The following is a 26,267-nucleotide window of genomic DNA, read 5'->3' on the forward strand; positions in this document are numbered from 1 at the left end:
CGCGTTGTCAGCCCGTTGACGGGGCCAGCGCCTTGCATAGCCCGTCGGTGGCGAGCGCGATGCGCGATTCCGCTGTCGTCCGGTTGGACGGATCGTTCGCCACGCCGCGCGTCTCGGTGTTGAACGCGAGCAGCGTACCGAGATGCTGGTCGGGGCACAGGCTCAGATAGGCGCGAAAACCGTTCTGGTCGCCATTGTGGCCGATGATGCGGATCCCGTCGCTGCGGTCGACGAAGAAGGAGAGGCCGCTCCACGTCGTCGGCGCCATCCGGCCCTGAGTGAAATCCTCGCCCGCCGCGATCTGCGGCACCCACATTTCTTCGAGCGAGGCGCGCTTTAGGACGACGTCGTATTCCGCCCGGCGCTTCGCATCGCCGAGCAGGAAGGCCGCATATCGCGCCATGTCGGGCAGCGGTGCATTAAGCCCGCCATTGGATACGGTCACGCCGGTATCGACGTCGAACGGGGCCGCGACGCGCTTGCCATCGCGGATGTAATAGCTGTGCGACCGGTGCCGCAGCAGGTGCGGCGGGGTGCGGTCGAAATAGCTGGCGTGCATGCCGAGCGGCTTGAGGATGTTCTTGTCGATATAGACTTCGAAATCCTCGCCAGTGAGGCGCTCGATCACCTGGCCGAGATAGACGATGCCCGGATTGGAATAGCTGAAGCGGCTGCCGGGGCGGAACTGCACGTCGGTATAGGGCAGCATCGCGGCGAGCTGTGCCCAGCTCCGGGGTTCGAAGGGTTGCCAGTCGCGGTCGCGCCAGCGCCACGTTCCGCCGCCGAAGCCGGCGCTGTGGCTCATCAGCTGGCGCAGCGTGATCGCGCCGGTGTCGCCGAAGGGATTATGCACCGCCGCAAGCTCGGGCACTAAGCGGACGATCGGATCGTCGAGCGTTAGCAGGCCGCGATCGCGCAGCTGGAGGATGGCGATCCCGGTCATCGTCTTGGTGATCGACGCCCAATGATAGATGGTCTGCGCATCCACAGGGACGCCCGAATCCGCGTCCTGCAGCCCGTGATGGTCTGCCGCGGCGACGCGGCCGTCGCGAACGACGTAGAAGCTGCTGCCGACGATGCCGGCCCGTTCGGTTTCGGCGCGGTGAAGCGAGCGAAAATCGGTCAGCGACTTGTCGAACGCGCGTTCACCGGCTGCGGCGGGACTGGCGATCTGCAATGCCGCCAGCAGGAGCCAGGCAGCGAGCCGACGGGACATGGCAACCTCGTTCTTGAGGAATCAGGTGCCGATCTTGGGGGAGGCGCATCGTCTGCGCAACCGGATTGGGGCGAACGCGGGGTGCGTAAAAGCCGCCTGCATTAGAGGCGTTCGCAATGCCATTCGGGAAAATTACAGCGTCCGGAACGCCAAACCCGGACTATCCCCTATAATGGTGAATAAGATGCTAACGCGGAGGCGAGCCCGGTGATTTACGCAAACGTACAAGACCCCATGAGCGTCAGCCGGAAGCGAGAAGCGGCAGCGTCGCGCAAGTCCGAGCTGGCCCATTTCGAACTGTGCCCGATGTGTGGCCAGGCCGTGGACCGGCGCGACATATATGCAGTGATGCATCACTTGCCGGTCGGTCACCAGCCGTCGCCCGTCCATTGAGCCGGGCCGTCTGACCTTTACGCTGGCGTCCCCGGCCACAACGCCAGACTGCCGGCGACCAACGATTCGAGTTCCTGATACGAGGCGCCTGCTCCGGCCTGAAGCGCCGTGCCCTGCAGGATCGCGATCAGGAACGCCGTGAGGGCGACCGGATTGGTGTCCAGGGGCAAGTCACCTTCCTCGCGCGCTTGCTCGAAACGGGCGATCAGCGCGTTCCGGATTACCAGCGCCCGCGCCAGCACGTCCGCCCGGATCGTCTCGGCCTCGGCTCCGCACGCGACCGAATTGATGACGCCCATGCACCCCTTGGGATCGCTGTCGCTCGCCTGCATGGCGAGCATCCCGTGGAGCAGGGCTTTCGCCACACCCCGTGCCGTCGGCGCCTCGATCGCACGGTCGATGAAGTCGAGCTTCTCGCGCACATAGCGATCGAGCGCCATCTTGAAGAGCGCTTCCTTGTTGCCGAACGCCGAATAGAGGCTGGGCCGCGACACGCCGGTGGCGTCGGTCAGGTCGGTGAGCGTCGTGCCTTCATAGCCCTTGGTCCAGAACACCCGCATCGCCGCTTCGAGCGCGCGATCGGTGTCGAACGCGCGCGGGCGACCCATCCGGGCGGGACAAAGGACGATCTTCTTCACGGTCTTTCTCTGATTTGTGAGTGAAGCCCTGTGCGCATCGGCTAGGCCGAAAGCGCCTCGATGCGCCGATCAACGATGGCGGAGACATAGGCGAACAGCGGCTCGGTCCTCAGATTGGGATCGAAGGTGCGCCGCATCATGATCCCCAGCCCAAGCGCGAGGATGAAATCAACGAGCGCGGTCCGCTCACCCGAATCTTCGGCGCGCGGCGATATGGCAGTGAGCGCGGCGGACAGGCTGTCGCGGACCTTGCGGTCGACCGTGCGGTTGAGCTCGGCGATCCGCGCGCTGCGGCCCGATTCGGCGACGATCTCGCTCATCAGCCGGCCATCCTCGACCGGCTCGTCGCTGCGCAGGAAGCGATCGAGCCATTCGCGCACCGCTGGAATATCCCCCGTCCTGACTGCGGCAGCGAGCACGTCCTCTTCGAGCCAGTCGGCGACGTCGCGCTCGCAGATCGAGGCGATGATGTCCTCCTTGCTCTGGAAGTCGCGATAGATCTGGCCGACCTTGATGCCCGACGCGGTAGCGATCTGGGCGACGCCGGTCTGGTGAAATCCCTGCTCGATGAACAGCGTGCGCGCGGTTTCGAGAAGATGTTCGCGGCGCATTTCTGCGCGGTTCGGCCGCGGTGGTTCGTCATTCATCTGCGGTACTTCTCCCGGGGTTGCCAAGCTGAGATCGCCTTCATATAAGCCCGCCCTCCATATGTGTGTGAACGCTCACTCACAGTCAATATTTCCCCGGTGATTTCATGAAAAAACTGCTGTCGGCGCTTGGTGTAGCACTGATTCTCTCGGGCTGCGGCAGTGGTGGCGGGGATGCCGCGCAGCAGGCGGCGGCAGCGGGGCCGGCGACGGTCGGCTACATCACCGTGCGCGAGGAGCCGGTGACGCTGAGTACCGAGCTTCCGGGCCGCACTAGCGCCTATGAGACGTCGGACGTGCGCCCGCAGGTCAATGGCATCATCCAGGCACGGCTGTTCGAGGAAGGCGACATGGTCCGCGCCGGCCAGCCGCTCTATCGAGTCGATCCTGGGCCGTATCAGGCGCAGGTTGCCAGCGCCCGCGCGGCGCTGGCGCGTGCCCGCGCCACGATCGGCTCGACGGCGTCGCTGGCGCGCCGCTACGACGAACTCGTCCGTATCAACGCGATCTCGCGCCAGGATGCCGAGAACGCCACCGCGGGCGCACAACAGGCCCGCGCCGACGTCGCGGCGCAGGAAGCCGCGCTGCGCGCCGCGCAGATCGATCTCGACCGCACCACGGTCCGCGCGCCGATCTCGGGCCGGATCGGGCGTTCGACCTTCACCACCGGCGCGCTGGTCTCGGCGTCGCAGTCCGATCCGCTGGCGACGATCCAGCGGCTCGACCCGATCTATGTCGATATCCAGCAGTCGAGCGCCGAAGTGCTCAACCTGCGCCAGCAGATGATGCAGGGCGACGTGACGCGCGGCAGCGGCGCTGCGCGGGTGCGGCTAAAGCTCGAGAACGGCTCGACCTACCCGCAGGAGGGTACGCTCAAGTTCACCGATGTGACGGTCGATCCGGCGACCGGCAGCCAGGTGATCCGCGCGGTCTTCGCCAATCCCAACGGTTTGCTGCTGCCCGGCATGTTCGCGCGTGCCGAGATGATCCAGGGGACGCAGGCGCGTGGCATGCTGGTGCCGCAGCGCGCGGTCTCGCGCAACGAGAAGGGTGAGGCAACGGCGCTGGTCATCGGCGCGGATGGCAAGCTCCAGCCGCGGGTGATCGCCGCGCCGCGGACGATCGGCACCAACTGGCTGGTCACCAGCGGGCTCAAGCCCGGCGACAAGGTCGTGATCGAAGGTGCGCAGAACCTCCAGCCGGGCACCCCGGTGAAGGGCGAGCCCTATCAGGCGGACAAGCCCGCGGCCCCTGCCCAGCAGGCCGTCGCCGCACCGAAGGCGCAGTAACCCGTCATGGCCCGCTATTTCATCGACCGGCCCATCTTCGCATGGGTCATCGCCATCATCCTGATGCTCGCGGGGCTGCTCGCGATCCGCTCGCTGCCGATCGCGCAGTTTCCGGAGATCGCTCCGCCGACCGTCACGGTGAGCGCAAATTATCCCGGCGCCGATGCCGAGACGCTCGAACGCACCACCACGCAGATCATCGAGCAGCAGCTCAAGGGCATCGACAACCTTCGCTATTTCTCGTCCTCGTCCTCGTCGGCGGGCACGGTAGGCATCACGCTCACGTTCGAGCAGGGCACCGATCCGGACATCGCCCAGGTCCAGGTGCAGAACAAGCTGGCGGCGGCGACCTCGCTGCTGCCGCAGGAAGTCCAGCGCCAGGGCGTACAGGTCGCCAAGTCCGCAGCCAGCTTCCTGGTGATCGTCGGCCTCTATTCGGAGGACGGCTCGCACTCGAACGTCGATCTGTCCGACATGGTCGTGTCGCGGCTTCAGGACCCGGTCAGCCGCGTCAACGGCGTCGGCGAGCTGATGGTGTTCGGCGGCCAATATGCGATGCGCATCTGGCTCGATCCGATCAAGCTGCAGAATTACGGCCTCGCGATCTCGGACGTCACCACTGCGGTGCAGGCACAGAACGCCCAGGTCTCCGCCGGCCAGATCGGCGCGCTGCCCGCGTCCAAGGAGCAGGAACTCAACGCCACCGTCTCGGTCCAGTCGCGGCTGCAGACGCCCGAGCAGTTCGGCAATATCCGCCTGAAGACCGCCGCCAGCGGCGCGATCGTGCGGCTGCGCGATGTCGCTCGGGTCGAGCTCGGCGCGGAGACCTATGGCTTCGACGTCAAGTATAACGGCAAGCCGGCCTCGGGCTTCGGCGTGCGCCTCGCAGCCGGCGCAAACGCGCTCGACACCGTCGATGCGGTCAAGGCACGGGTGAGCGAGATCGCGAAGACGCTGCCCGCCGACGTCAAGGTCATCTACCCGTACGATTCGACGCCGTTCGTCCGCCTGTCGGTCGAGCAGGTGATCCACACGCTGATCGAGGCGGTGGTGCTCGTCTTCCTCGTCATGTTCCTGTTCCTGCAGAACTGGCGCGCGACGCTGATCCCGACGATCGCGGTGCCGGTGGTGCTCCTCGGCACCTTCGCGGTGATGGCGGTGGCAGGCTATTCGATCAACACGCTCACCTTGTTCGGCATGGTGCTGGCGATCGGCCTGCTCGTCGACGACGCGATCGTCGTCGTCGAGAATGTCGAACGCCTGATCCAGACCGAGGGACTGAGCCCCAAGGAAGCGGCGCGCAAATCGATGGACGAGATCAGCGGCGCGCTGATCGGCATCGGGCTGGTGCTCTCGGCGGTGTTCCTGCCGATGGCGTTCTTCGGCGGATCGACCGGCGTGATCTATCGCCAGTTCTCGATCACGATCGTCTCGGCGATGGTGCTCTCGGTGCTGGTCGCTTTGATCCTGACGCCCGCACTCTGCGCGACGATCCTCAAGCCGCACGATCCTACCAAGCACGAAGGCACCCGGCCGCTCGCGCGCTTCTTCCGCTGGTTCAACGACAAGTTCGACCGCGGCACCGACAAATATCAGGGCGGGGTCAAGCGCGTCTCGCGCAGCTGGAAGCGCTCGGGCCTGGTTTATCTGCTGATCGTCGCCGTGATGGCGATCGTGTTCGTCCGGCTGCCCGCGGGATTCCTGCCCGAAGAAGACCAGGGCACGGTGATCGCGCTGACCCAGGGTCCGGCAGGTGCCGCATTGCCGCGCACCGAGAAGGCACTGGCAGTGGTCCGCGATCACTTCCTCCAGGCCGAGAAGGACAGCGTCGCCGGCGTGTTCACGATCAGCGGCTTCTCGTTCGCCGGTCAGGGCCAGAATGCCGGCCTCGCCTTCATCAATCTCAAGCCGTGGGGCGACCGCGGCGACGCCGAGCAGAAGGCACAGGCGATCGCCGCGCGCGCGATGGGGCCATTCAGCCAATATAAGGATGCGATGATCTTCGCGCTGGTGCCGCCGGCGGTGCAGGAACTCGGCAACGCCACCGGCTTCGACCTGTGGCTGGTCGATAGCGCCAATGCGGGGCCGGAAAAGCTGCTCCAGACGCGCAACATGATGCTCGGCATGGCGATGCAGGAAAAGCGCGTTGCGCAGGTGCGGCCGCTCAGCCTTGAGGACGCGCCGCAGCTCAAGATCGATATCGATCAGGACAAGGCCGCCGCATTGGGGCTCGACATCGCGACGATCAACAATGCGATCTCGAGCGCCTGGGGCAGTGCGTACGTCAACGACTTCATCGATCGCGGCCGCGTCAAGCGCGTCTATCTCCAGGCCGACGAAGGCTATCGCAGCTCGCCTGACGACCTCGCCAACTTCTACGTCCGCGGCGCCAATGGCGCGATGGCGCCGTTCTCGGCCTTTTCGACGATCAGCTGGGTCAAGGCGCCGGTGCAGCTCACGCGCTACAACGGCCAGTCGGCGATGCAGCTCCAGGGCGCGCCGGCACCCGGCGTGAGCACCGGCGACGCGATGGCGGCGATGGCGGAGATCCACGCCAAGCTGCCGCCGGGCACGTCACTCGAATGGACCGGCCTCTCCTACGAGGAACGGCTGTCGGGTGGTCAGGCGCCTTCGCTCTATGCGCTGTCGCTGCTGATCGTGTTCCTCTGCCTCGCCGCGCTCTACGAAAGCTGGTCGGTGCCGATCGCGGTGCTGCTGGTGGTGCCGCTCGGCGTGCTTGGCGCGCTGCTCGCCGCCCGCTTCACCGGGCTCAACAACGACATCTACTTGCAGGTGGGCCTGATCACCACGATCGGCGTCGCGGCCAAGAACGCGATCCTGATCGTCGAGTTCGCCGAGGAGCGCGTGCGCGAGGGGATGCACGCCTTCGACGCGGCGGTCGAAGCGGCACGGCTACGCCTCCGTCCGATCCTGATGACGAGCCTCGCGTTCATCTTCGGCGTAATGCCGCTGGCGATCTCCACCGGCGCGGGTGCCGGCGGCCAGAACGCGATCGGCCGCGCGGTGGTGGGGGGCATGTTCTCGGCCACCGTGCTCGCGATCTTCTTCGTGCCGATGTTCTTCGTCGTCGTGAGCCGATTGTTCGGCCACGGCCAGGGCACCAAGCCGGTCGCCCCTGCCGACGAAACCCACTTCCCGGATGGCGGCCCCACGCCGCACGGAGCCTGATATCATGACCAAGCCGTTTCTCGTGCTCCTGGCGAGCGCGACCATTCTCAGCGGGTGCAACTTGGCGCCCAGCTATGTCCGGCCAGAAGGCGCGGTGCCGGCGGCGCTGCCCGAAGGCGGCGTTTATCCGCGCGCGGCGACCGACGCGGCCGATGTCAGCGCGATCGGCTGGCGGGACTTCTTTCTCGATCCGCGGCTGCGCCAGGTGATCGAGGCCGGGCTCGCCAATAATCGCGACTTGCGCATCGCGGCGGGCAACGTGCTCCAGGCACGCGCGCAATTGCGCACCCAGCGATCGGACCTGTTCCCGACCGCGACGGTTACCGGCAGCGGCACCTATACCAACAACATCGCCGGGGCAGGGGGCGCTGCGGGTGCTGCAGGCTCCGCCGATATCGAGGCCTATTCGCTCAACGCCGGCTTCTCCGCCTATGAACTCGACCTGTTCGGCCGCGTCCGCAATCTGACGCGTGCGGCACAGGAACAATTGTTCGCGAGCGAGGAGGCCCAGCGCTCGGCACGGATCAGCCTGATCGCCGAGATCGCCACCAGCTGGCTGACGATGGCGTCCGATCAGGAACAGCTGCGGCTGTCACGCGAGACGCTCAAGGCGTTCGAGCAAACGCTGCGCCTTACCCGCGAGCAGTTCCGCATCGGGGTCGGCTCCGAACTCGAAGTGCGCCAGGCGGAGACCAATTATCAGGGCGCGCGCAACGACATCGCGACGCTGGAAACCCGCATCGCGCAGGACCAGAATGCGCTCAACCTGCTCGCCGGCGCGACCGTGCCGACCGAGCATCTGCCGACCGGCCTCGGCGCCGAGCCGATGACTCGCGACGCGCTTCCCGCCAGCCTTTCGTCCGAAGTGCTGCTGCACCGGCCCGACGTCCTGCAGGCCGAGCATCAGCTGATCGCGCAGAATGCCAATATCGGCGCGGCGCGCGCGGCGTTCTTCCCGACGATCTCGCTGACCGGGCTGGTCGGCACGGTCAGCACGGCGCTCTCGGGCCTGTTCGGCGCCGGCAGCTTCACCTATTCGGCGACGCCTTCGGTGGGCTTGCCGATCTTCGATGGCGGCCGGCGTTCGGGCAATCTGGCCTATGCGCGCGCGTCGCAGCAAGTCGCTGTCGCTACCTACGAAAAGGCGATCCAGACGGCGTTTCGCGAAGTCGCCGACGCGCTCGCCCAGCGCGGCAGGATCGGTGAGCAGATCGGCGCGCAATCGGCGCGTGCGAACGCGGCGCAAGTCGCGGCGCGGCTTTCGGACGCGCGTTTCCGCGCGGGCGTGGATTCCTTCCTGACGACGCTCGATGCGCAACGCACCGCCTATGCAGCGCAGCAGCAGCTGGTGACTGCGCGTCTCACCCAGGCAAGCAATCTCATCGAACTCTATCGTTCGCTGGGCGGTGGCTTGAACGAACCGGCTGAACGCGCGCCACAGTAGGCGCAAGCGCCAGAAAGCTTGGCCTGGCTGGCTGACTTCCGTCGGGTTTATCGCGATTGGCGAGCCGGCCAGCCGGGCAGGGTTGCGGTCTGGCGCGACGCTTCGCCGAGCGCGAGCCGCTGACGTGGCGAGGTTCGTCGAGCGTAACTGTGGCCGCATCGGGATGCGTTGGTTTGCCTCGTTGCTGCCCCGCGCAGGTTGCTGCCTCCGACTAGCGGGTTGCCACACCCGGGGATCACGCGCCAATTCCAGAACGCCGCTTCCTTGGTCCGCAGCGGAAGGGCCAACCAGTACGGAGCGCTCGGTGGCGCGAGAACGGAAACGGAATGGATGTCGGTTCCGGATACCGCCAGGGGCTCAGCTCACAGCGTTGCATTGGCGCGCTCGTTGGTTTGCCGTTTCCAGCAACATCCGGGATCGGCCGGGAGCCTTACAGAAAGCGATTTGAGGGAAGCAGCTGATGATGGGCGCGGCAGTCCGCCAACCCATGGAAATCGCTGGTGACCCCTACGAGAATCGAACTCGTGTTTTCGCCGTGAGAGAGTTAGTAAAGAGACAGTATAGGACGTAATGAGTACTACATAACGTCTTCAGTTATCTTGGAATGTCGCACAAAGCGTCCTTGAACATTCCGCCGCGTCTAGCTATGCTTATTACCGATCTATTACCGAACTTTTGGTGACGTTATGGGACGTGCGGTTCGCGATGCAAAAATAGACAAGCGTGAAGCGCGGCTTCGACTTGCCGTAAGCAAGGAGCCCTATTGGCGCCTGATCACCGAGGGTGCCCATCTCGGCTACTTTCGCGGCGGCCGGGTTGGGAAGTGGGTCGCACGTTATCGCAAGCCCGGCAGCGGATCGGGGTATGTGAAGACCACGCTGGCCGAAGCGGACGACATCCGTGACGCCGATGGTGCGGACATCCTGAGCTTCGCGCAGGCCGACCAAGCCGCCAGAGCTTGGTTCGAGGCGCAGGTATCCGGCCGAACCGTTCCAGCCGAACCTTTCTCCGTCAGCGACGCTCTCGATGAGTATATGGAGAACTACCGAGGAAAAGCGCTCTCCGACATGCGCTCGCGGACGAACCGCATAAAGCCGACGCTCGGTCACTATCAGGTGATGGATCTCACCGCGAAGATATTGTCAGACTGGCATATGCAGCGGTCGAGGTGTCAGCCGCACATCCGGACGAAGAACCTCACCCGCAAGCCTATCTTGGCGAAGGCTATGGACCCGGAGTCCGTGCGCCGGCGAAGGTCTTCTGCCAATCGCGAACTTACCGTCCTCAAAGCTGCGCTCAACCGGGCGGTGCTTTATCGCGAACGGCTCCCGGTAAGCGCGTGGTCGAGGGTAAAGGCCTTCGCCAAAGTCGACGTGGCGAAGCGTCGCTACTTGAGCGACGAAGAGGCGCGGTTGCTGGTTAACGCTTGCGAGGAAGAATTCCGACCGATGGTGAAGGCCGCTTTGCTCACCGGCGCGCGCTACGGCGAACTATGTCACGCGCGCGTTCGCGACTACGATCCACAGTCGAAGACGCTCTGGATTGCCGAGACCAAGAGTGGGAACCCGCGCGCTGCCTATCTCGATCCGGAGGGGGTAGCGCTGATGGAGAAATCAACATTGGGCCGCGGTCAGAACGACCATCTGTTCGTAAGGACGGACGGTGAACCTTGGAAGCCTAGCCAGCAGCTACGCCGGATGGCCGAGGCTCACAGTGCGGCAAAGATCGCCAAAACTGGGTTCCACGATCTTCGCAGAACCTTCGGAGCCCGCATGGCGCTTCGAGGTGTTCCGATGGCCGTGATTGCGGAAGCACTGGGACACGCCGACGAACGCATCACCCGCAAACACTACGCGCATCTTGCTCCGTCCTATGTGGCGGAGACGGTGAGGGCGGCGATCGCCGGCCTAGGGATAGTCGAAGCCTCCAACGTGGCCGTATTATCCACACGTCCGCCTGGGATCAAAGCTGCTTAGGTTCTTGCCGGCGAACCCGGGATCAGCGCTGCCGGTAGTTATCGTCCGATCAGTTCAAGATGATATCGTCGGTTCCGTTCTTGGTCATCATTCTGCCCATCGCGCTCAGCAGGGCACCCATGGCTACCGGCTTCATGATGACGTCGTCGGCTCCTGCCGCGAGGCACTGATCACGCAGGTCGGGTGCTGTGTCGGCGGTGACGACGATGACTGGAAGCAGCGCCCGGTCCCCGCTGGCAGCACGCAGGTGCCGTATGGCGGCAAGACCATCCATACCGGGCATCCGCAGGTCCATCAGCACGATGTTGTAGTCGCCATCAGCGATCATACGCAGCCCCGATTCCGCGTCCGGTGCTTCTTCCATGTCCGCACCGACTACGCGCAACATGTCCTTCACGACACGGCGATTCATGGGATCATCTTCTACGAACAGGACTTGCATCGACCACGCTCCGGCTTCGCGCACCCTAATGCGAGAGGCGTAAAGGATTGATTATAGGCGATCAGGCGGCCTCGACCCGCAATGTCGCCTCATTCGGTATGTCGTAGACCGACTGCAATGCTCCGAGGAGTTGCTTGGCCCCGACCGGCTTCAACACGATGTTCGTCGCGTCTACCGTAGCGACATCCTGCAGCGGGTGGTCATCCGAAGGAGCGACCAGAACAGTCATGGGTACGTTCACGGCCTTGCAGGCCTCCGAGATGGCGCGAAGCGCCGCAATACCAGACAGCCCCTCGATGGCGCCCGATCTGGCTTCGACCAGGACGTGATCGCTCGTCCTCATTTGGATTGCATCGATCGCCGCCGCACCGTCGGGCGCGCAATCCACTCCCGCCGTTGCGGGTTCCAAGATGCTGCGCATTACGCCCTCGGTCATGGGGTTTGATTCGACGAGGAGAAGGCGCGCTTGCGCAAGCGAGAGCGGCCGGACGTATTCGCCGGAAGCTTGGGTCAGACGATCCGCTACGATGAGCAGCGGGATCCGGAGAGTAACGATTGAACCTTGGCCCAGGATACTCCGCAGCGTTAGTTCCCCTCCAAGGGCATTCGCGAGATTACGGCATATAGCGAGGCCGAGACCTGTTCCGCTGAACTGGCGACTTGTTCCGCCATCGACCTGATGGAAAGCCTCGAACACGCGTTCGAGTTGATCTTCGGGGATGCCGATCCCGGTGTCGGAGACCTCCACGACAAGGGTGCTGCGTTCCTCCTCGGCGTAGGCGCGCAACGCCACCGTACCGGCGTTCGTGAATTTGACGGCGTTGGACACAAGGTTGCCGACGATCTGGCGCAGACGGGCCTCATCCGAACGGATCGCCGCAGGCGCACCCTCTATGTCGAGATCGAGCGCGATACCCTTCGCTGCCGCATGTCCGCTCCACAAGCGCGCCGCGTCCTCGAGCAGCCGCCTGAACCGCACCTCCTCGTCGGTGACCGCGGTCTCGTCGGTCTGCATCTTTGCGACGTCGAGAATGTCGTCGACCAGCGCGCGCATGGCTTCGCCTGCGCCGTGCACGACCTGAACCTGTTCCCGCGTCTCGCTGTCGAGCGTCCGCTTGGTCAACAATATCTGCGTCATGCCAAGGATGCCGTTCAGCGGTGTCCGGATTTCATGGCTGGTCATGGCGAGGAATTCGGTCTTGGCCTGCAGGGCCTTTTCAAGCGCCGTGTTGGTCTCGTTGAGCACCACGTTCGCCGCACGAACCTGATTCCGGCTCTTGCGGATTCGCAATGCGCTGATCAGCACGAGGATAAGGACGATCGCCACTGCGCCGGTCAATGCGAGCAGGAACCTTGTACGAAACTGCGCCTGTTGTTCCTTGATACGCGCGTCGCGCTCGAGGATCTTCTGCTTCTGGTTTTGGAAGTCGAACCGCGCCGCCACAAGCTGCGATGCCGCAGATGCCGTGAGTTTGCTGGACTCGCTTTCCAGACGCTGGAACGCGCGCAAGTGCCGCAGGGCGCTGGCCTCGTCGCCGGTCCGCTCGAACACGCGCGCGGCAAGCTCGTGGAACTCCCTGTACGAGGCGTCCGTCGTATCGAAATCCACGTTGGCGAAAGCCTGACGAAGCAAGGAGGCGGCTGCCCGCCAGTCGCCATTGGCAGCCCTGAGTTTCGCTACCGATCCGAGAACGATTGGTCTCCAGCCTGCTGCCTCGCCGGAACGGGACAGGCGAAGCGCCTCGTCGAGTGACCTTTGGGCGTCATTGAAGCGTCCGTGCTCAACCTGTGCTCCGGCCAGATTACTCAGGATGCGTGCTTCGAGGAGCGGACTTCCGAGCGTACGGGCGCTTTTCAGTGCCTCCGTGAAATCCTGCTCGGCTTCTTCGTAGCGCTTCAGCTCCCGCAGCACCTCGGCGCGATTGTTGAAGGAGCTCAGGCGGAAACCCGGGTCGGCGCTGTAAAGCTCGGTAGCCTGCGAATAATAGTCGAGCGTCCGCGAGAAATCGCCCGCGTTCGAGTAAATCTGACCGATGTCCTGGAGAGCGATCGCCTGGCTTCGCACTTCCTTGGCGGCGCGAAAGATCTCATAGGCGCGCTGGAAATCGCGCAGCGCCTCGACGGCGTTGTCGGTCGCGGCGATCGCACCGCGTGAACGCATCAGGTCGCCGAGGAGTTTGCTGTTTGGCGAGTGGCGCTCGGCGCGGGCGATTGCCGCCTCGACGATCGGACGCGCTTTGTCGAGCTGGTTGAGAAACATGAGCGATTCGCCCTTCAGCCATCCGGCTGTCGCGAGCGCACGCTCGGCCTGGGGCGAGGCGGGCAACTCGCGCGCGCGTTGCTCGGCGACATCCGCAGCCGCCAAAGCCTGTTCGGGATTGGCCATCATCGCCGCCTTCGCCTCGGCGACCGCGGCCTCAAACCGCGCACTGCGCGCGTCGCTGACAGGCGCGCGCAAGGGCGAAGACGATTGCGCCGCGGCGGTGGCTGGGCTCGCGATCACGAATACTATTGCGAGCAGCGCGATGACTCGCATCGGCCTTGTCTCCATAATTGGATCAAAGGCTTACAGTAGCGGATATTCGTTAAGCGCCGCTCAATGGCACCGCCAGCGAGAAGCTGGCGGTGCCATTGCGTTCAGTACGACAAGCGGAGGGCGGCACCCGCGGTGAAGCGCGGCAGCATCTCCGTCTGCCTTCCGTTGAGCGTCGCACGCCCGAAGAGGCTGAACTGGGCAGTGCCGTCGAGAGCGCTCACGCCGTACATCAGCTCACCCACATATTGCCGCTCAGGTACGCCGAGATTGAACCGCTCCGTCACCGGGCCGAGTTCCCCGGTCTGCCGGTTGATCACGCGCACAGTCTGCAGGTCGACGCTGCTGCTCTCGAGATGCATCGGTTGCGCCATGGTGAACCGGACGGCGTCATTGCGCCCGAACAGTTTGCTCTTGGTGACCCCGACCTGGAAGGAAGTGCTGACAAGGCCGCCATCCGATGGGGTAATGTTGGCGCCGTTACCGGTTCGGGACCGGTTAAGCGTACCGGTCGCCGCGACGGACAGGGTGGGGGACAGATTGAGCTCGGCCGCGAGGCTGGCGCCCTCGGTGGTGCTGCCATCCCCAAAGTCGTTAGGGTCGAGCGACTGGATCCCGAGCAGGGCCTCATTTTCACGCAAGCGAGTGTAGCTGGCGGAGACCGAAGCTTCCGGCGCTTCGTAACGCACCGAGACGTTCTGGGCACCGGAGCTGTAAGGATCGATTGCGCCCATTGCCATCTGGGACAGAAGGTCCAGCTGGTTCAGATCGCGCCGCAGATGACGCTGGGTTAGACCCGTCGAGATGCTCCAGTTCTTTCCGAAACGGACGCTGGTGCCGATATAACCACCGCCGGAAGCGAAGCCCATCAGCGGATTGGCGCCGCCACTTACAGGGTCGAAATCGGACGGCATCCCGAAACCGCCGCCGCCGAGCTGGACTGCGCCGTCGCCTTCACCAAAGGTAAACGAGACCCGTTCATTGGCGGTGTCGAGGCGAACGGCCGTCTGGTACGGAACATTGCCCTGACGGAATCCGACCGTTCGGGTGCGCGGGGCGACAGCCATGCTGAGTCGCATTCCGGACGCATTGGGGATCGGGGCCGAGCTGGCGAACCCGGTGAAGCCCTTGCCCGGGCCGCCGGCTTTGGCAGCGGTCGCCCACGCCATGAAGCGGCTATAGATGTAGCTCTGCAGGAACTCGGTCGATCCGGTCAGCGAAATGGCTGTGCCGTCGACGAGCTTGGACGAGACGGGGATGGCAAAATCGCGGAACGTGGCGCCGACATCCTCATAGGCATAGAAGAACATGCCCGCGGCTTCCCACTTGGCCTGCTCCTTCGGGTCCCGGATCTTGTTGGCCTGGGTCGACTTGATCCGACCCTTGTCGTCGTACTCGTACCATTTCAGGTTGCTGAAATTGAGCGGCGACAGGGCAGCGGTAACATCGAGAATGCCGACTCCGTAGACGGGATCGACGCCGGGGGCTCCCGCGTCGCGCGCCGACTTCAGAATGATCTCGACCGACTCCTTGGGGTATTCTGCCAGCCATGGCCAACGATCGTGGAGCAGCGCGATCGTGCCAGACACTAAAGGCGCGGCGAAGGAAGTACCCGACACGCGCGTGACTCCACCCTGGCCGTCGGAGACGAGGATCATCTCGCCGGGCGCAGTGATGAAGCGGTTCATCAGCGCACCATCGGGTGCGCACTTGTTGTCCTTCAGCAGGCACGCCGTTCCGGGCTGGTTCGAGAAGGGCGAGATGGTCCCGTCCGCTCCGACCGAGCCGACCACGATGAAATAGGGGTTGGCCTTGTCCCAGGCGATGTTCTTCGTCTGGACTATCCCGTCATTGCCGGCCGCGATGACGAAGATCGACTTCTTTGCGACCTCTGCGACGGCGGCGTCGCCGAAAACCTCGTTCCAGCCTGCCGGCAGCGTCCAGCCGGGTTCCCCCAGCGACATGTTGATGATGCTCGCCTTGTTCTGCGCCAGCATCATCACGCCATTGCGAACGTCGCTCCAGTTGGCAGTGCCCGAGCTGTCGAACGGATTGTAGGAGACAACCGACGCCATCGGCGCGATGCCCATCGCACCTCGGCCATCATGCGCGGCAATCATCAGGCTCGCGACAGCCGCGCCATGCCCGTTCGAGAAGTTCGAGATGCCGTCGTACTTGGTGATGTTCTGCGTGCCGTCACCCGTGACCGTAAAGTCCAGCAGGCCGATCACCGACCGTTTGCCTTCGCCGATCGTCTTCGTGACCGACGGCGACCAGTTGATCGTGCTCATCCAGTGATCGACGTGATCATAGCCGGAATATTCCAGCAGCTGGTCGTACCAGTCGAGGAAGAACATCTGGCGGCTGTAGGGATCGAGCCTGGCGAGCGAAGCCGGGTCGGAAAGATCGACACCATGCTTCGACAGCATCGGCCCCACAAAGGCCTGCTCGAAAGTCTGGCCAGTGCGGGCGGTGACCTGCGCACCCCAGGCGGTTTTGGATTCCGCGATGACCGTGCCGATCTTGGTCGCGATCGCGGCATAGTCGCCGGGTGTCGCCGCGGCGCCCAGATCGAGCCAGCTGCCCAGCGTATCCTTGCTGGAGACGGCGAAGCTTTCCGAAAAGGTGCGGATGTTGCGGATCATTGGGTCGAGCGAGCCGCTGTTCGGCGCCAGGTCACCCCAGAACGTGCGGATATTGCCGATATAGGGATTCACATCGCCACTAAACGTGCGGATGTTCCGGATATAGGGACTGAGGTCGCCGGAGAAGGTGCGGATGTTGCCGATCGACGGGTCGATGTCGCCACTAAACGTGCGGATATTGCCGATATAGGGCGTCAGTGTTCCACTCAGCGTACGCACCGGCTTTGGTGCTTCTGCCGAACCTCCCGAGGCTGCCGGCGCAGCAGTGGGCGTCGGCGACGCCACCGGAACCGGCGCGGTTTGTGCGTGCGCCGTGGGTGCGGCCGCTGTGAATGCGGCGAGGGCGGTCGAGAGATGCAGGCAAAGACGATTTACGGATCGCGGATCCATGGCTGAGGCCCCTGTCGACGTGGCGCCCTGTCGCCTCGTCTGGAATGTGAACCTGCCTTATCGCAAACTTGCGTAAGCCAAGTTCAAACAGAGACCGTTAAATCGGCGTTCAGCACAAAATTATCGCTTGCGGATCAAACGTTTCCCGAACGCAACCATTCACCGGGTTGCGGTGATCGCGCGATGCGCTGGAGCTGCTCGTCGTCTCCGAGAAAATGGATGAACTCGGCAAGCGGCAAAGGAGGCGAGATGTAATAGCCCTGCAGCAGGTCGCAGCCCATGATCCGCAGCAACGAGAGCGACATGGCGTCGTGAACGCCTTCCGCGGTGACTTCCATCTCGAGCGCGTGCGCTAGGTCGATGGAGGACCGGACGAGCAACGGGTCGCGATGGCTCTCAGTGAGGCCGCTGACGAACATACGGTCAATCTTTAGCTCGTTGGCCGGCAGCTGCTTGAGATAGGCGAGCGACGAGAGACCCGATCCGTAATCGTCGATAGCGAGGCGGATCCCGGCGCTGGTGAAGTCCCGCAGATTGGCGAGCGCGGCTTCGGGGTCCTCGATAACCGCGGTTTCGGTGATCTCGAAGCCGATCTTGCCGGCGGCGCCTCGAACGAGTTCAAGCGCTTCCTGCGCAAAGCTGCGATCATGCAGTAGCTGACCTGAGATGTTCACATAGATATCAAGGTTAAACCCTTCTCTTATCATGCGTTTCTGGTCATCTATCGCACGCGATATCACCCATTTTGTGAGGTTGCGGATTGCGCCGCTTTCCTCAGCCACCTGAATGAACCGTTCGGTGGGAACCAGCCCGGTGTCGGGCCGAATCCATCGGATCAAGGCCTCGGCCGATTTGAACGTGTCGGTCCGCGCTTCGAGCTTGGGTTGATAGTAAAGTTGCACCTCGCCTGCGGCGAGGGCCTTGGGCAGAGCCCGCATTAGATCGAGATCTGTCCGGCTATGTTGCTCGAGTTCGACCGGATCTGCGAAGCCGACCTTGACGCGCTTGCCTTGCGCCGCCGCAAGCGCTGCCGCTGCCCTGTCGATCAGCTCTTCCCGAATCGAACTGCTCGCAGCGTCCGCGAAGCCGATCGTCACCGACAGATCGAAGGCATAACCATCGATCTCGATTTCGCGTTCGATCATGCCCACAGCCTCCAGCAGGCGGAGCTGCGCTTCGCCGATCGAGTTCGCGCGGAACGCGAACTCGACGTTCGTCCTGCCCATGCGACCGATCTCCGCACCGAACAGGGCACCGGCGATCCTTTGCCCGATCTGGCCAAGCAGCCCGTTGGCAAGCTCGAAGCCGATGCTCTGCCGCAGAAAGGTGAAGCGCTCGACCTCTGCGATGGCGACGAAGGTCAGGGGGTTATCACGGACTGCTGCGGCGCTTCGCAGGCTGTCAAACAGCGCGCGCTCCTGGCGGTCTGCGTCCGTCCAGTCGAGCGCGCCCGCATCGATCCGGGTGACGAGGTCGTTGAAACGGCTTGCCAACCGCGCCTGACGGCCACAGCGCAAGGGCTCGATGCGTACATTGGTATCGCCGCGGGCGACGCGCGCCAACGCCTCCGCGATCTCGGGATGCTCCGGCATGATCTCCCGCAGACGCCGGCCGCGCCAGAACAGCGCCAGAAGCAGCGCTGCTGCCACCGCAGCCGAGAATACAAGCCACATCATCTTCTACAGAATAATCGAGCGGCATTAAGCAAGGGTAACCCGACGGGACCAAATGCCTGATCTGGATCCGTTTCTTCGGGGGCCAAGCGCCGGGAATCGCGGAGCGTGATATCCGCTTCTGACATCAGGCGACGGACCACTGCCGGGCCTGATTGGCGAGTAGTGTGGTCGCGGCCGCGACGTCCAGCGGTGGGGCAAGCAAATAGCCCTGCGCCAGTCTGCATCCGGCCGCCTGCAACAGGCTGGCCTGCTCGGCGGTCTCCACGCCGTCGGCGATCACCTCGATCTTCAACTCTCTTGCCAAGTGGAGGAGCCCCTCGACGATCGCGCGGCTGACGCTGTCGTCGGCCAGTTTGTGAACGAACGCCCTGTCGATCTTGAGCACGTCCAGGGGAAGCTTGACGAGGTGAACAAGCGACGCGAACTCGCTGCCGAAGCCGTCGAGCGCGATCCGCACGCCCTGCTCGCGGAGCATCGCGGCTTGCGCGAGTATGATCGGCCTCGACGATCCCATCGCCACAGCCTCTGTCACTTCGAGCATCAGCCTGGCCGGCGATACGCCTTCCGCGGTCAAGATTGCTGACAGGCGCTGCGCCAGTTTCCCGCCCTGGAAATCGGCGGAGCACAGGTTAATTGCGACGTGGCCGACCGCCAACCCGAGCTCGTCCCAGGCGCGCATGTCTGCTGCCACCCGTCGCAGCATCCGCTCCGTCAGCGCAGTTGCGACGGCCAGATCGGTCATCGCCTCCCTGAATTCTTGCGTCGGAAGCAAGACGTCACCTTCGCGAATTCGGCAGAGTGCCTCGAAACCGACGATCTCGCGCGTGTCGAGCCGGTAGACGGGTTGATAATGCGCCAACAGCCGGTCGTCGCACAGCGCGGCATCCACGCGCCGGATCGCCTCGAGACGCTTTGTTATCTTTGAGCCGATCTCGTCCCAGTATAGAACGAAGCCGCCGCGGGAGGTCTCCTTGGCGTGGTAGAGCGCGAAATCGGCGTTCTGACGCACGCGTTCGGGACCGTGGCCCTTGGTCGCGAGAAGGGCGCCTCCGATCGTCGCCCGCGGCACCACCAGATGTCCGCCGCAATCGGCCGGTATGTGCAGCGAACTCAGGATAGCGTCCGCCGCGCTTTTCAGATCTGCGAGCGCGGCTGGCGCCTGGACCAGTGCGACGAATTCGTCGCCGCCGACCCGGTACGTCTTGTCAGGCGCAACTGCGCCCGCGATCCGCTTCGCCGCTGTCTCGATGAGGTGGTCACCCGCCTGGTGGCCGAAGGTGTCGTTGACGATTTTCAGATTGTCGAGATCTACCACCAGCAGGGCCCAGGAGCCGGGCACGTCGCAGGGCAGGGAAGCGAGCGCCGCGCCGAATGCGGAACGGTTCGGCAGACCTGTCTGGTCGTCCTGCAATGCCCGACGCTTTTGCTCGCTTTTCCAGCGATGGTGCGAGATCGCGATCGAGCACAGGTGGACGCAGGTGCGCACCAGCAGGCGCTCGTTTGCGGTGGGGCCACGTCGGTCGCGATAATAGAAGGCGAAGGTCCCGACGACCGTGCCGGTGCCGTCGATGATCGGGCTCGACCAACAAGCGCGCAGGCCGAGCGGTAACGCAAGCGAGGCAAATTCGGCCCAGCGTGGATCATGCTCGATGTCGAGCACGGCAACCGGAGTAGCGAGATATGCCGCGCTACCGCACGATCCGACCAGAGGGCCGATCATGAGGCCGTCGAGTGCCTCGGAATAATGCGCAGGGAGGCTTGGGCTCGCTATCGGGTGGAGAATGCCTGCTGCGTCAACTTCGAGGACGGAGCATAGGGCATCGGGAGCCAGCGCCTCGACTCTCCGGCACAGCTGATCCGCCACGACGGGAAGTGTTTCACCGCGTGCCACCATCTCGAGAATCGCATTCTGCAGCTCTAGCAACGTGGCGGCCTCCGGGAGTCTCCATCTAACCGCGAGCCGGTTTCGCAAAATTTAATAGTGCCGTTCCGGATATTTACGTAGCGGCGTCGTTCTGAGCGCTGCAGCGGAGATCGGCCGTCTACCTGGGCCGGGCGCTCCGGAATTCTGATCGCTGCGGTCCAACACCGGATGGGTTGCCGTCTTGATTTGAGTTGTTCCGGGTTGGTCTGAGGGTTTCTGTAGCGATTGACCCGGATGCTCGACATGCCCCTTTGCCCGCTGCTCTTCAAGCAGCCGCGCCAGCCTTTTTATTGAACCCACGAGCGACCCTTTTCTTGCTTATCGGCCACTTAATCCTTCGAAGTCGTGAAGGTCCCGCCTGATCGAGGTTAACGGGCTGAGCGGTGCTGCAGGCTGGATGAATGTCCGTCGGCCCGGCGCGGGTCAGCCAAGGCCGAAGGGGATAGCTTGCCGATTACACCGGGGTTGCATCGACGCATCGGCTGCGCGCGAGAATGGCTGAAAGGCGCTCGCAGATCGCGGGCGAACCACCACAGCAATCCTGCATCAGGAACTCCAGTAACGTGCTCATATGTTCGTAGCGCGCCGTGTAGATGATCGAGCGCCCCTCACGTCTGCTGTCGACAAGATCGGCGTTGAACAGAATGTTGAGATTGGCCGACAGCGTGTTCGGTGGAGTGTCGAGACGACGCGCGATCTCGCCTGCGGACAAGCCTTCGGGGCCGGCCGGGACCAGCATGCGGAAAACAGCGAGCCTGCCCTCATGGGCGAGGGCGGACAGGCTGGCTACGGCTTTCCTTGGTTCCATACTACTACTCTACCGGAAATGCGAGTTGCGACAACGCGACTGGCGGCGCGCTAGGCGGTCGCTCGACCGATGGCGACCGCCGAAAGGTCGCTGGCCGGGTCGACTTCGACGCCGGCAGATTTGCGCTCCGAATAACGGTCGACGAGCTGGTCGGCGTGCGGCCGCAGCAGCACCGTGAACCGCACCAGCTCCTCCATCACGTCGACGATCCGGTCGTAATAGCTCGACGGCTTCATTCGCCCGGCTTCGTCGAACTCCTTGTACGCCATTGCCACGCTGGACTGATTGGGGATCGTGAACATCCGCATCCACCGGCCGAGCAGACGCAGCGTGTTGACCACGTTGAACGACTGCGATCCGCCCGACACCTGCATCACCGCCAGCGTGCGGCCCTGTGTTGGCCGCATTCCTTTCATCTCCAGCGGCAGATGATCGATCTGCGCCTTCATGATGCCGGTGATCTGGCCGTGGCGCTCGGGGCTGCACCAGACCATGGCTTCCGACCAGAACGCATGCTCGCGCAGCTCATGGACCGCCGGGTGGTCGTCACCCTGGACCTGATCGGGGAGGGGGAGGTCCGAAGGATCGAATATCCGCACTTCCGCTCCGAACAGGCGCAGCAGCCGCGCGGCCTCCTCTGTGGCCAGGCGCGAGAAGGAGCGCTCGCGAAGCGACCCGTAAAGCAGCAGGATGCGGGGCGGCGGCTGGTCCGCTCCAAGTCCGATCGCCGGGCGCGTGCGGACGAACCGCGGATCCAGCGCCGGCAGATGGTCGGGATCCGCGATCTGGCGCAGGCGGCTCATGCGATCGCCCCCCGCTCGTACCAGGGCCGCGTGCGTTTCACGATCGCGACTACTGACAGCATAACCGGCACTTCGACGAGCACGCCGACAACGGTTGCGAGCGCCGCCCCCGAATTCAGGCCGAACAGGCTGATCGCCGCTGCGACCGCCAACTCGAAGAAATTGGAAGCGCCGATCAGTGCCGCGGGCGCGGCAACGCACCAGGCCACGCCGAGCCGTTTCGACAGCCAATAGGCGAGCCCGGCATTAAAGTAGACCTGGATGAGGATCGGCACCGCGAGGAGTCCGATCAAAAGCGCGCAAAGCGAGAGCGGTCCCAGCGCCCGCAACACCCGGTCGAGCGCCGCTTGCCCGCCGCCCGCAAGCAGCGCCCGGCGAAGGACGTGCGCTGCGATCACCGGCAGCACGATGTAGAGCACGACCGAGATCAGCAGCGTGTCCCACGGCACGGTGATCGAGGCCACGCCAAGCAGCAATCCAACCAGCGGCGCGAAAGCGAAGACCATGATCAGGTCGTTGAGCGCGACCTGCGAGAGCGTGTAGTTAGGCTCGCCTCCGCAGAGGTTCGACCAGACGAACACCATCGCGGTGCATGGCGCGGCTGCGAGCAGGATCAGCCCGGCGATGTAGGAGGATATCTCGCCTGACGGGAGCAGCGGCGCGAACAGCCAGCCGATGAAGACGGTGCCGAGCAGCGCCATCGAGAACGGCTTGACCGCCCAGTTGATGAACAGGGTGACGCCGACGCCTTTCCAGTGCTGCTTGACCGAGCCCAGCGCGCCGAAGTCGATCTTGAGCAGCATCGGCACGATCATCAGCCAGATCAGAACCGCCACCACGAGGTTCACGCGTGCGATTTCCGCCCCGGCAATCGCCGCGAAGACATCGGGCAGCCATGAGCCGAGCGCGATGCCCGCGACGATGCAAAGCGCCACCCACAGCGTCAGATAACGTTCGAACAGCGTCACGCGCGATCCTCTCGTACGCGTGCGGACGGGGGCGTCGCGATGCCGCCGCCGAGCGCAATCTGCATATAGACGCTCTCCAGCCACCGATTGGCCTTCCACCCCATGCCCGGCATGCGTCCAACCTCGCCGAAGCCGCAGGCGCGATGCAGGGCGATCGAGGCAGGCTCGGCGCCTCCGATCACGGCCACCATTTGTCGGAAGCCATAGTCCTCCGCCGCGGCGAGGAGAGCCGTGAGCAGCAGGCGGCCGACGCCCAGCCCGCGCCGGTCGTGCGCGACATAGATGCCGTTCTCGCAGGCGTAGGCGTAGGCCGGGCGGTCGCGAAACTGGGTTGCATAGGCATAGCCGGCGACGTCCTGACCCTCGCACGCCACGAGGAACGGCCATCCCCGTTCGGTTATGGCCCCGATCCTGGTTTCGAAATCGACTTCGCTCGGAGGCACCAGCTCGTAGGTGGCGGTCCCATACAGTACGTGATGGGCGTATATCCCGGCGACGGCAGCGGCGTCCTTCGGCACCGCCGATCGGATGGCGATCGTCATCGACCGCTGCCCCCGACGACCTCGCCGTCCTCTTTCACGAAACGAACGCTCATTCCTTCCGGAAGCAGGGCGAGGACCTCTTCCGAGGGGCGGCACAACCGTACACCGAGCGGGCTCACCACCAGGGGGCGGTTGATCAGGACCGGGTGCGCCATCATCGCATCGATCAACGCCTCGTCGGGCAGGCCCTCGTCCGAAAGACCAAGCTCCGTATAGGGTGTGCCTTTCTCGCGCAGCAGCGTGCGAGGGGTGAGCCCGGCGCGCTCGATCAACTGTACCAGCAGCGCGCGCGACGGGGGCGTCTTGAGATATTCGATGACGTGCGGCTCGATACCGGCGTTCCGGATCATCGCCAGCGCGTTGCGCGACGTTCCACATTCGGGATTGTGGTAGATGATGATGTCGGTTGGCATCTGCTCGCCTTGCTGGTTGCGCCCTCACTGCCGATGATCGCGCGCAGCTTGCTGGCCAAAGCCAACTTCCCTGCTCGATCACCGACTCCATATTTCCACTATCATGGAAATATGGAGTCTTGAAGCCTGCTCTTTGGCGTGGCTGCTTCGCGGTCGCGCTGGAGAAACTCCGACCGCGAGCCGCGAAGCTGGGACGGTCAGCGCGCGGCGTCGTCGGTGCTGTAGAACATCGGGTTCTTCAGCCATTCCGCGACGGCAGATTCTCGCCAACCGGCGCAGCGCATGCTGATTTTGATGTTCCTGGGGAAGGTGCCGTTGTCCATTTTCCGGTACAGCGTCGAGCGGCAAAGGCCGGTGCGCTCGAGTACGGTTTTGAGGCGGAGGATCCGTTCGGAGGTTTGAGATTGCATGCTATCACCTTGCATCCTGTGCTTCGGAGTGGGGGCTCCTAAGGCAAGGTTGAACAGGAATTTCCGGGGAGAAAAGAGCCTCTCTGGTGCACCTGGAGGAACCTCGGGCCATCGGCTGCAAAAAGAAGCGCTGGCGTAGAATAGCGTCGCAAGGCTGACTCTCGTGAGTTCGTGTCAGGGCGTCTCACGCTGCGCGTGACCGTGCTCTACGCCGCGAATCGCGGCCCCGAGTCGCCTTGCGTCTCGGCCCGTTCGGGTTGCGATCGCTGACGTTGGGCGGCCGGCCGGTTTCGCAGAGAGCAGCTCTGGCGCAGCTCCGTTGGAGCTGGGCAGAGCTGCGCGCGGCGTGGCTGCGGTCGCCCCCGGCACTCGATCTAGCCGGGGGGTGAGCGTCGCCACCCACTAGGCCCGCCGCGGCGTGCCGCAAGCTGCGCTGCGCGCAACTCCTCCTTTCCGTTTCGTCCTGCGGGTCCCACGGTCCGGCACCCGCTCGCAAGGGTTTGATGGCGGCTCCCGAGCTCCCGAAGGATCTTTTGTGGAGATGCCAGTCGCCCGCCTGTGGCGGGGGGAATGGATGCCACCCGGCACTGAAGGTCTGCTTATCGGCACCTACCGCCGAAAGCGGAACGGCAGGAGACGCCCCAATAGCGGGCGTTTAGGTCCGCGCTCCCATCGCCCGAAAGCGGACGCCCGTTCGCAACGAGGGGAAACGCACCAGTTGCCGGCTTCAGGCTAGCTGCTATCCTCGATAGATGATGCGGCTCCTTGCATTCCTGCTGCCTATCGGCGGCTGCAGCACAGTCTCCCCTTGTTCGTCGGAGATTATTCAAGTTTCTCGTGATCCCGGCAGCAGACTCTACGCCACGACGGAAGTTAGAGATTGCGGCGCGACGGCAGATGTCGCCACGATTGTGCGGGTCGGGCGCACCGGTGAGAAGCGCGCGACTATCATGGAAGTCTTTGTTGCAGACTCCAATCACCAAACGGCGACAAAGGGCTCAGGTGGAGGAATCTGGACCAGCGTTACGTGGGTGGCGCCGCGCCAACTATCCATTGCGCATGCGACAAGAGCCAGAGTCTTCAAGCAGCTTGCGACAGCAAGCGATGCTGCAATATCATATCGGCGAAGCGACCCGTACGAGCCTCCGCACGTGCCTCTCCAATGAGCGGATGTTCGTTATCATCCATTCTCTGCCATGGCAGCTAACGCCCCACTAGCGGACCTTGAGTATGTCCCCGTCGCGTTCGATCAAGCTCGCTTCGCCGTTGTAGCGGATATGGTTCAACGCCATCCGCCGACATTGCTTACGTTGTTGATCTGCCGCTCGACCCAACGACGCCACGCGGGATCTCCCACCGCAAGGCGCTCTGCACCGAGTATGCTCGTATCGTGCTCGACCCGAAGATCTTTGATGAGGAGTATCCATCGGTTGCGGTCTTCCATAAGGCTCAGGCTAGAACAGCGGGCGGCCGCTTTCCACCCAATCTAGGACAATCGCGGGGGCGAAGCGGCCGCCCAAAGCTGCCGGACCGCTAACGCCCCGGCTACTGAGCGGTATGAACAGTCCGTCCATTGAGCATTTGTGGTCAAGCCTTTGGGTAGGCGTGGAGGGCGCTGACGCATTCCGCATAGCGTGTGCTGAGCAGCGGATGCGCGAGATAGGCGCGCGCCTCGTCGACCGATCGGATCGCATAGCGCTGCGCGGTGGGGCTGGAGCCGAGGCCGGCGATTCCGGGGGAGATGTACCACGTCCAACGCGTTCGCTTAGCGCCGCAGCCTATTTCGCCCAGCGCCCGTTCGTAGCTGGTGTGCTCGGCTTGCACGAAGCGGTCCCAAGTCGAACGGGTCGGCCGCGTCGGCGCTGCCCATTACATCGACATGCCCACGATCGGCCGCCATAGCCAAGCACGCTCGGACGTC

At 64.0% G+C, this 26,267-nt stretch carries 19 protein-coding genes; 4 read left to right on the forward strand and 15 right to left on the reverse strand.

The features are described from left to right. Positions 1–7: 7 nt before the first annotated feature. The 3 genes from BXU08_RS03580 to BXU08_RS03590 all read right to left on the reverse strand — a co-directional run bounded on the left by BXU08_RS03580 (position 8) and on the right by BXU08_RS03590 (position 2,894). Complete coding sequence (locus tag BXU08_RS03580) at positions 8–1,216, reverse strand: serine hydrolase (protein WP_077508837.1); 1,209 nt, start codon at positions 1,214–1,216, stop codon at positions 8–10. 410 nt (positions 1,217–1,626) lie between these two features. Then, a complete protein-coding gene (locus tag BXU08_RS03585; protein WP_376787770.1) occupies positions 1,627–2,247 on the reverse strand; it encodes a TetR/AcrR family transcriptional regulator in 621 nt (206 codons plus the stop codon). A gap of 41 nt (positions 2,248–2,288) precedes the next feature. Then, positions 2,289–2,894, reverse strand: a complete 606-nt coding sequence (locus tag BXU08_RS03590) for a TetR/AcrR family transcriptional regulator (RefSeq protein ID WP_077508839.1) — start codon at positions 2,892–2,894, stop codon at positions 2,289–2,291. Between the two features lie 107 nt (positions 2,895–3,001). On the opposite strand from BXU08_RS03590, the gene BXU08_RS03595 reads away from it, so the two are divergent. The 4 genes from BXU08_RS03595 to BXU08_RS03610 all read left to right on the forward strand — a co-directional run bounded on the left by BXU08_RS03595 (position 3,002) and on the right by BXU08_RS03610 (position 10,792). Beyond that, positions 3,002–4,183, forward strand: coding sequence for an efflux RND transporter periplasmic adaptor subunit (locus BXU08_RS03595; protein WP_077508840.1), 1,182 nt, complete (start codon positions 3,002–3,004; stop codon positions 4,181–4,183). A gap of 6 nt (positions 4,184–4,189) precedes the next feature. Then, on the forward strand, positions 4,190–7,372 hold the full coding sequence (locus tag BXU08_RS03600) for an efflux RND transporter permease subunit (RefSeq protein ID WP_077508841.1): 3,183 nt from the start codon (positions 4,190–4,192) through the stop codon (positions 7,370–7,372). A 4-nt stretch (positions 7,373–7,376) separates the two neighbouring features. After that, the gene (locus BXU08_RS03605) at positions 7,377–8,816 is read left to right on the forward strand and encodes an efflux transporter outer membrane subunit (RefSeq protein ID WP_077511966.1); all 1,440 of its coding nucleotides are present in this window, start codon (positions 7,377–7,379) and stop codon (positions 8,814–8,816) included. 686 nt (positions 8,817–9,502) lie between these two features. Beyond that, positions 9,503–10,792, forward strand: a complete 1,290-nt coding sequence (locus tag BXU08_RS03610) for a site-specific integrase (protein ID WP_077508842.1) — start codon at positions 9,503–9,505, stop codon at positions 10,790–10,792. A gap of 49 nt (positions 10,793–10,841) precedes the next feature. Here BXU08_RS03610 and BXU08_RS03615 read toward each other — a convergent pair whose 3' ends face one another. The 12 genes from BXU08_RS03615 to BXU08_RS03670 form a co-directional block, all read right to left on the reverse strand. Further along, complete coding sequence (locus tag BXU08_RS03615) at positions 10,842–11,234, reverse strand: response regulator (RefSeq protein ID WP_077508843.1); 393 nt, start codon at positions 11,232–11,234, stop codon at positions 10,842–10,844. 61 nt (positions 11,235–11,295) lie between these two features. Then, positions 11,296–13,770: an ATP-binding protein gene (locus BXU08_RS03620; RefSeq protein WP_150125402.1), complete on the reverse strand. Its 2,475-nt coding sequence runs from the start codon at positions 13,768–13,770 to the stop codon at positions 11,296–11,298. 101 nt (positions 13,771–13,871) lie between these two features. Further along, positions 13,872–16,802 carry a S8 family peptidase gene (locus BXU08_RS03625; protein WP_077508845.1) on the reverse strand — a complete coding sequence of 977 codons (2,931 nt, stop codon included), beginning with the start codon at positions 16,800–16,802 and terminating at the stop codon, positions 13,872–13,874. 134 nt (positions 16,803–16,936) lie between these two features. Beyond that, positions 16,937–18,475 carry an EAL domain-containing protein gene (locus BXU08_RS03630; RefSeq protein WP_171982410.1) on the reverse strand — a complete coding sequence of 513 codons (1,539 nt, stop codon included), beginning with the start codon at positions 18,473–18,475 and terminating at the stop codon, positions 16,937–16,939. 127 nt (positions 18,476–18,602) lie between these two features. Then, positions 18,603–20,402: a bifunctional diguanylate cyclase/phosphodiesterase gene (locus BXU08_RS03635; protein ID WP_253190498.1), complete on the reverse strand. Its 1,800-nt coding sequence runs from the start codon at positions 20,400–20,402 to the stop codon at positions 18,603–18,605. A 454-nt stretch (positions 20,403–20,856) separates the two neighbouring features. Next, positions 20,857–21,210 (reverse strand): helix-turn-helix transcriptional regulator, encoded by a 354-nt coding sequence (locus BXU08_RS03640; RefSeq protein WP_077508847.1) that lies wholly within the window; start codon positions 21,208–21,210, stop codon positions 20,857–20,859. A gap of 50 nt (positions 21,211–21,260) precedes the next feature. Then, the gene (gene arsH / locus BXU08_RS03645; protein WP_077508848.1) at positions 21,261–22,013 is read right to left on the reverse strand and encodes an arsenical resistance protein ArsH; all 753 of its coding nucleotides are present in this window, start codon (positions 22,011–22,013) and stop codon (positions 21,261–21,263) included. Next, the gene (locus BXU08_RS03650; protein ID WP_150125403.1) at positions 22,010–22,981 is read right to left on the reverse strand and encodes an arsenic resistance protein; all 972 of its coding nucleotides are present in this window, start codon (positions 22,979–22,981) and stop codon (positions 22,010–22,012) included. The genes arsH and BXU08_RS03650 overlap by 4 nt, the downstream gene beginning before the upstream one ends. Beyond that, positions 22,978–23,523, reverse strand: coding sequence for a GNAT family N-acetyltransferase (locus BXU08_RS03655; RefSeq protein WP_077508850.1), 546 nt, complete (start codon positions 23,521–23,523; stop codon positions 22,978–22,980). The genes BXU08_RS03650 and BXU08_RS03655 overlap by 4 nt, the downstream gene beginning before the upstream one ends. Next, positions 23,520–23,936, reverse strand: coding sequence for an arsenate reductase (glutaredoxin) (arsC, locus tag BXU08_RS03660; protein WP_077508851.1), 417 nt, complete (start codon positions 23,934–23,936; stop codon positions 23,520–23,522). The genes BXU08_RS03655 and arsC overlap by 4 nt, the downstream gene beginning before the upstream one ends. Before the next feature lie 197 nt (positions 23,937–24,133). Beyond that, a complete protein-coding gene (locus tag BXU08_RS03665) occupies positions 24,134–24,346 on the reverse strand; it encodes an AlpA family transcriptional regulator (protein ID WP_077511970.1) in 213 nt (70 codons plus the stop codon). A 1,587-nt stretch (positions 24,347–25,933) separates the two neighbouring features. Then, on the reverse strand, positions 25,934–26,170 hold the full coding sequence (locus BXU08_RS03670; RefSeq protein WP_077508852.1) for a DUF1810 family protein: 237 nt from the start codon (positions 26,168–26,170) through the stop codon (positions 25,934–25,936). Positions 26,171–26,267 lie beyond the last annotated feature (97 nt).

It is taken from the genome of Sphingomonas sp. LM7, from assembly GCF_002002925.1.
GTDB lineage: Bacteria > Pseudomonadota > Alphaproteobacteria > Sphingomonadales > Sphingomonadaceae > Sphingomonas.

Excerpts from the sequence above, each read along its gene's own strand:
- BXU08_RS03640 (WP_077508847.1), bottom strand. The coding sequence starts at position 21,210 with ATGGAACCAAGGAAAGCCGTAGCCAGCCTGTCCGCCCTCGCCCATGAG.
- BXU08_RS03630 (WP_171982410.1), bottom strand. The coding sequence starts at position 18,475 with ATGTGGCTTGTATTCTCGGCTGCGGTGGCAGCAGCGCTGCTTCTGGCG.
- BXU08_RS03655 (WP_077508850.1), bottom strand. The coding sequence starts at position 23,523 with ATGACGATCGCCATCCGATCGGCGGTGCCGAAGGACGCCGCTGCCGTC.
- BXU08_RS03600 (WP_077508841.1), top strand. The coding sequence starts at position 4,190 with ATGGCCCGCTATTTCATCGACCGGCCCATCTTCGCATGGGTCATCGCC.
- BXU08_RS03665 (WP_077511970.1), bottom strand. The coding sequence starts at position 24,346 with ATGCAATCTCAAACCTCCGAACGGATCCTCCGCCTCAAAACCGTACTC.
- BXU08_RS03590 (WP_077508839.1), bottom strand. The coding sequence starts at position 2,894 with ATGAATGACGAACCACCGCGGCCGAACCGCGCAGAAATGCGCCGCGAA.
- arsH (WP_077508848.1), bottom strand. The coding sequence starts at position 22,013 with ATGAGCCGCCTGCGCCAGATCGCGGATCCCGACCATCTGCCGGCGCTG.
- BXU08_RS03610 (WP_077508842.1), top strand. The coding sequence starts at position 9,503 with ATGGGACGTGCGGTTCGCGATGCAAAAATAGACAAGCGTGAAGCGCGG.
- BXU08_RS03605 (WP_077511966.1), top strand. The coding sequence starts at position 7,377 with ATGACCAAGCCGTTTCTCGTGCTCCTGGCGAGCGCGACCATTCTCAGC.
- arsC (WP_077508851.1), bottom strand. The coding sequence starts at position 23,936 with ATGCCAACCGACATCATCATCTACCACAATCCCGAATGTGGAACGTCG.
- BXU08_RS03625 (WP_077508845.1), bottom strand. The coding sequence starts at position 16,802 with ATGGATCCGCGATCCGTAAATCGTCTTTGCCTGCATCTCTCGACCGCC.
- BXU08_RS03620 (WP_150125402.1), bottom strand. The coding sequence starts at position 13,770 with ATGCGAGTCATCGCGCTGCTCGCAATAGTATTCGTGATCGCGAGCCCA.
- BXU08_RS03595 (WP_077508840.1), top strand. The coding sequence starts at position 3,002 with ATGAAAAAACTGCTGTCGGCGCTTGGTGTAGCACTGATTCTCTCGGGC.
- BXU08_RS03580 (WP_077508837.1), bottom strand. The coding sequence starts at position 1,216 with ATGTCCCGTCGGCTCGCTGCCTGGCTCCTGCTGGCGGCATTGCAGATC.
- BXU08_RS03615 (WP_077508843.1), bottom strand. The coding sequence starts at position 11,234 with ATGCAAGTCCTGTTCGTAGAAGATGATCCCATGAATCGCCGTGTCGTG.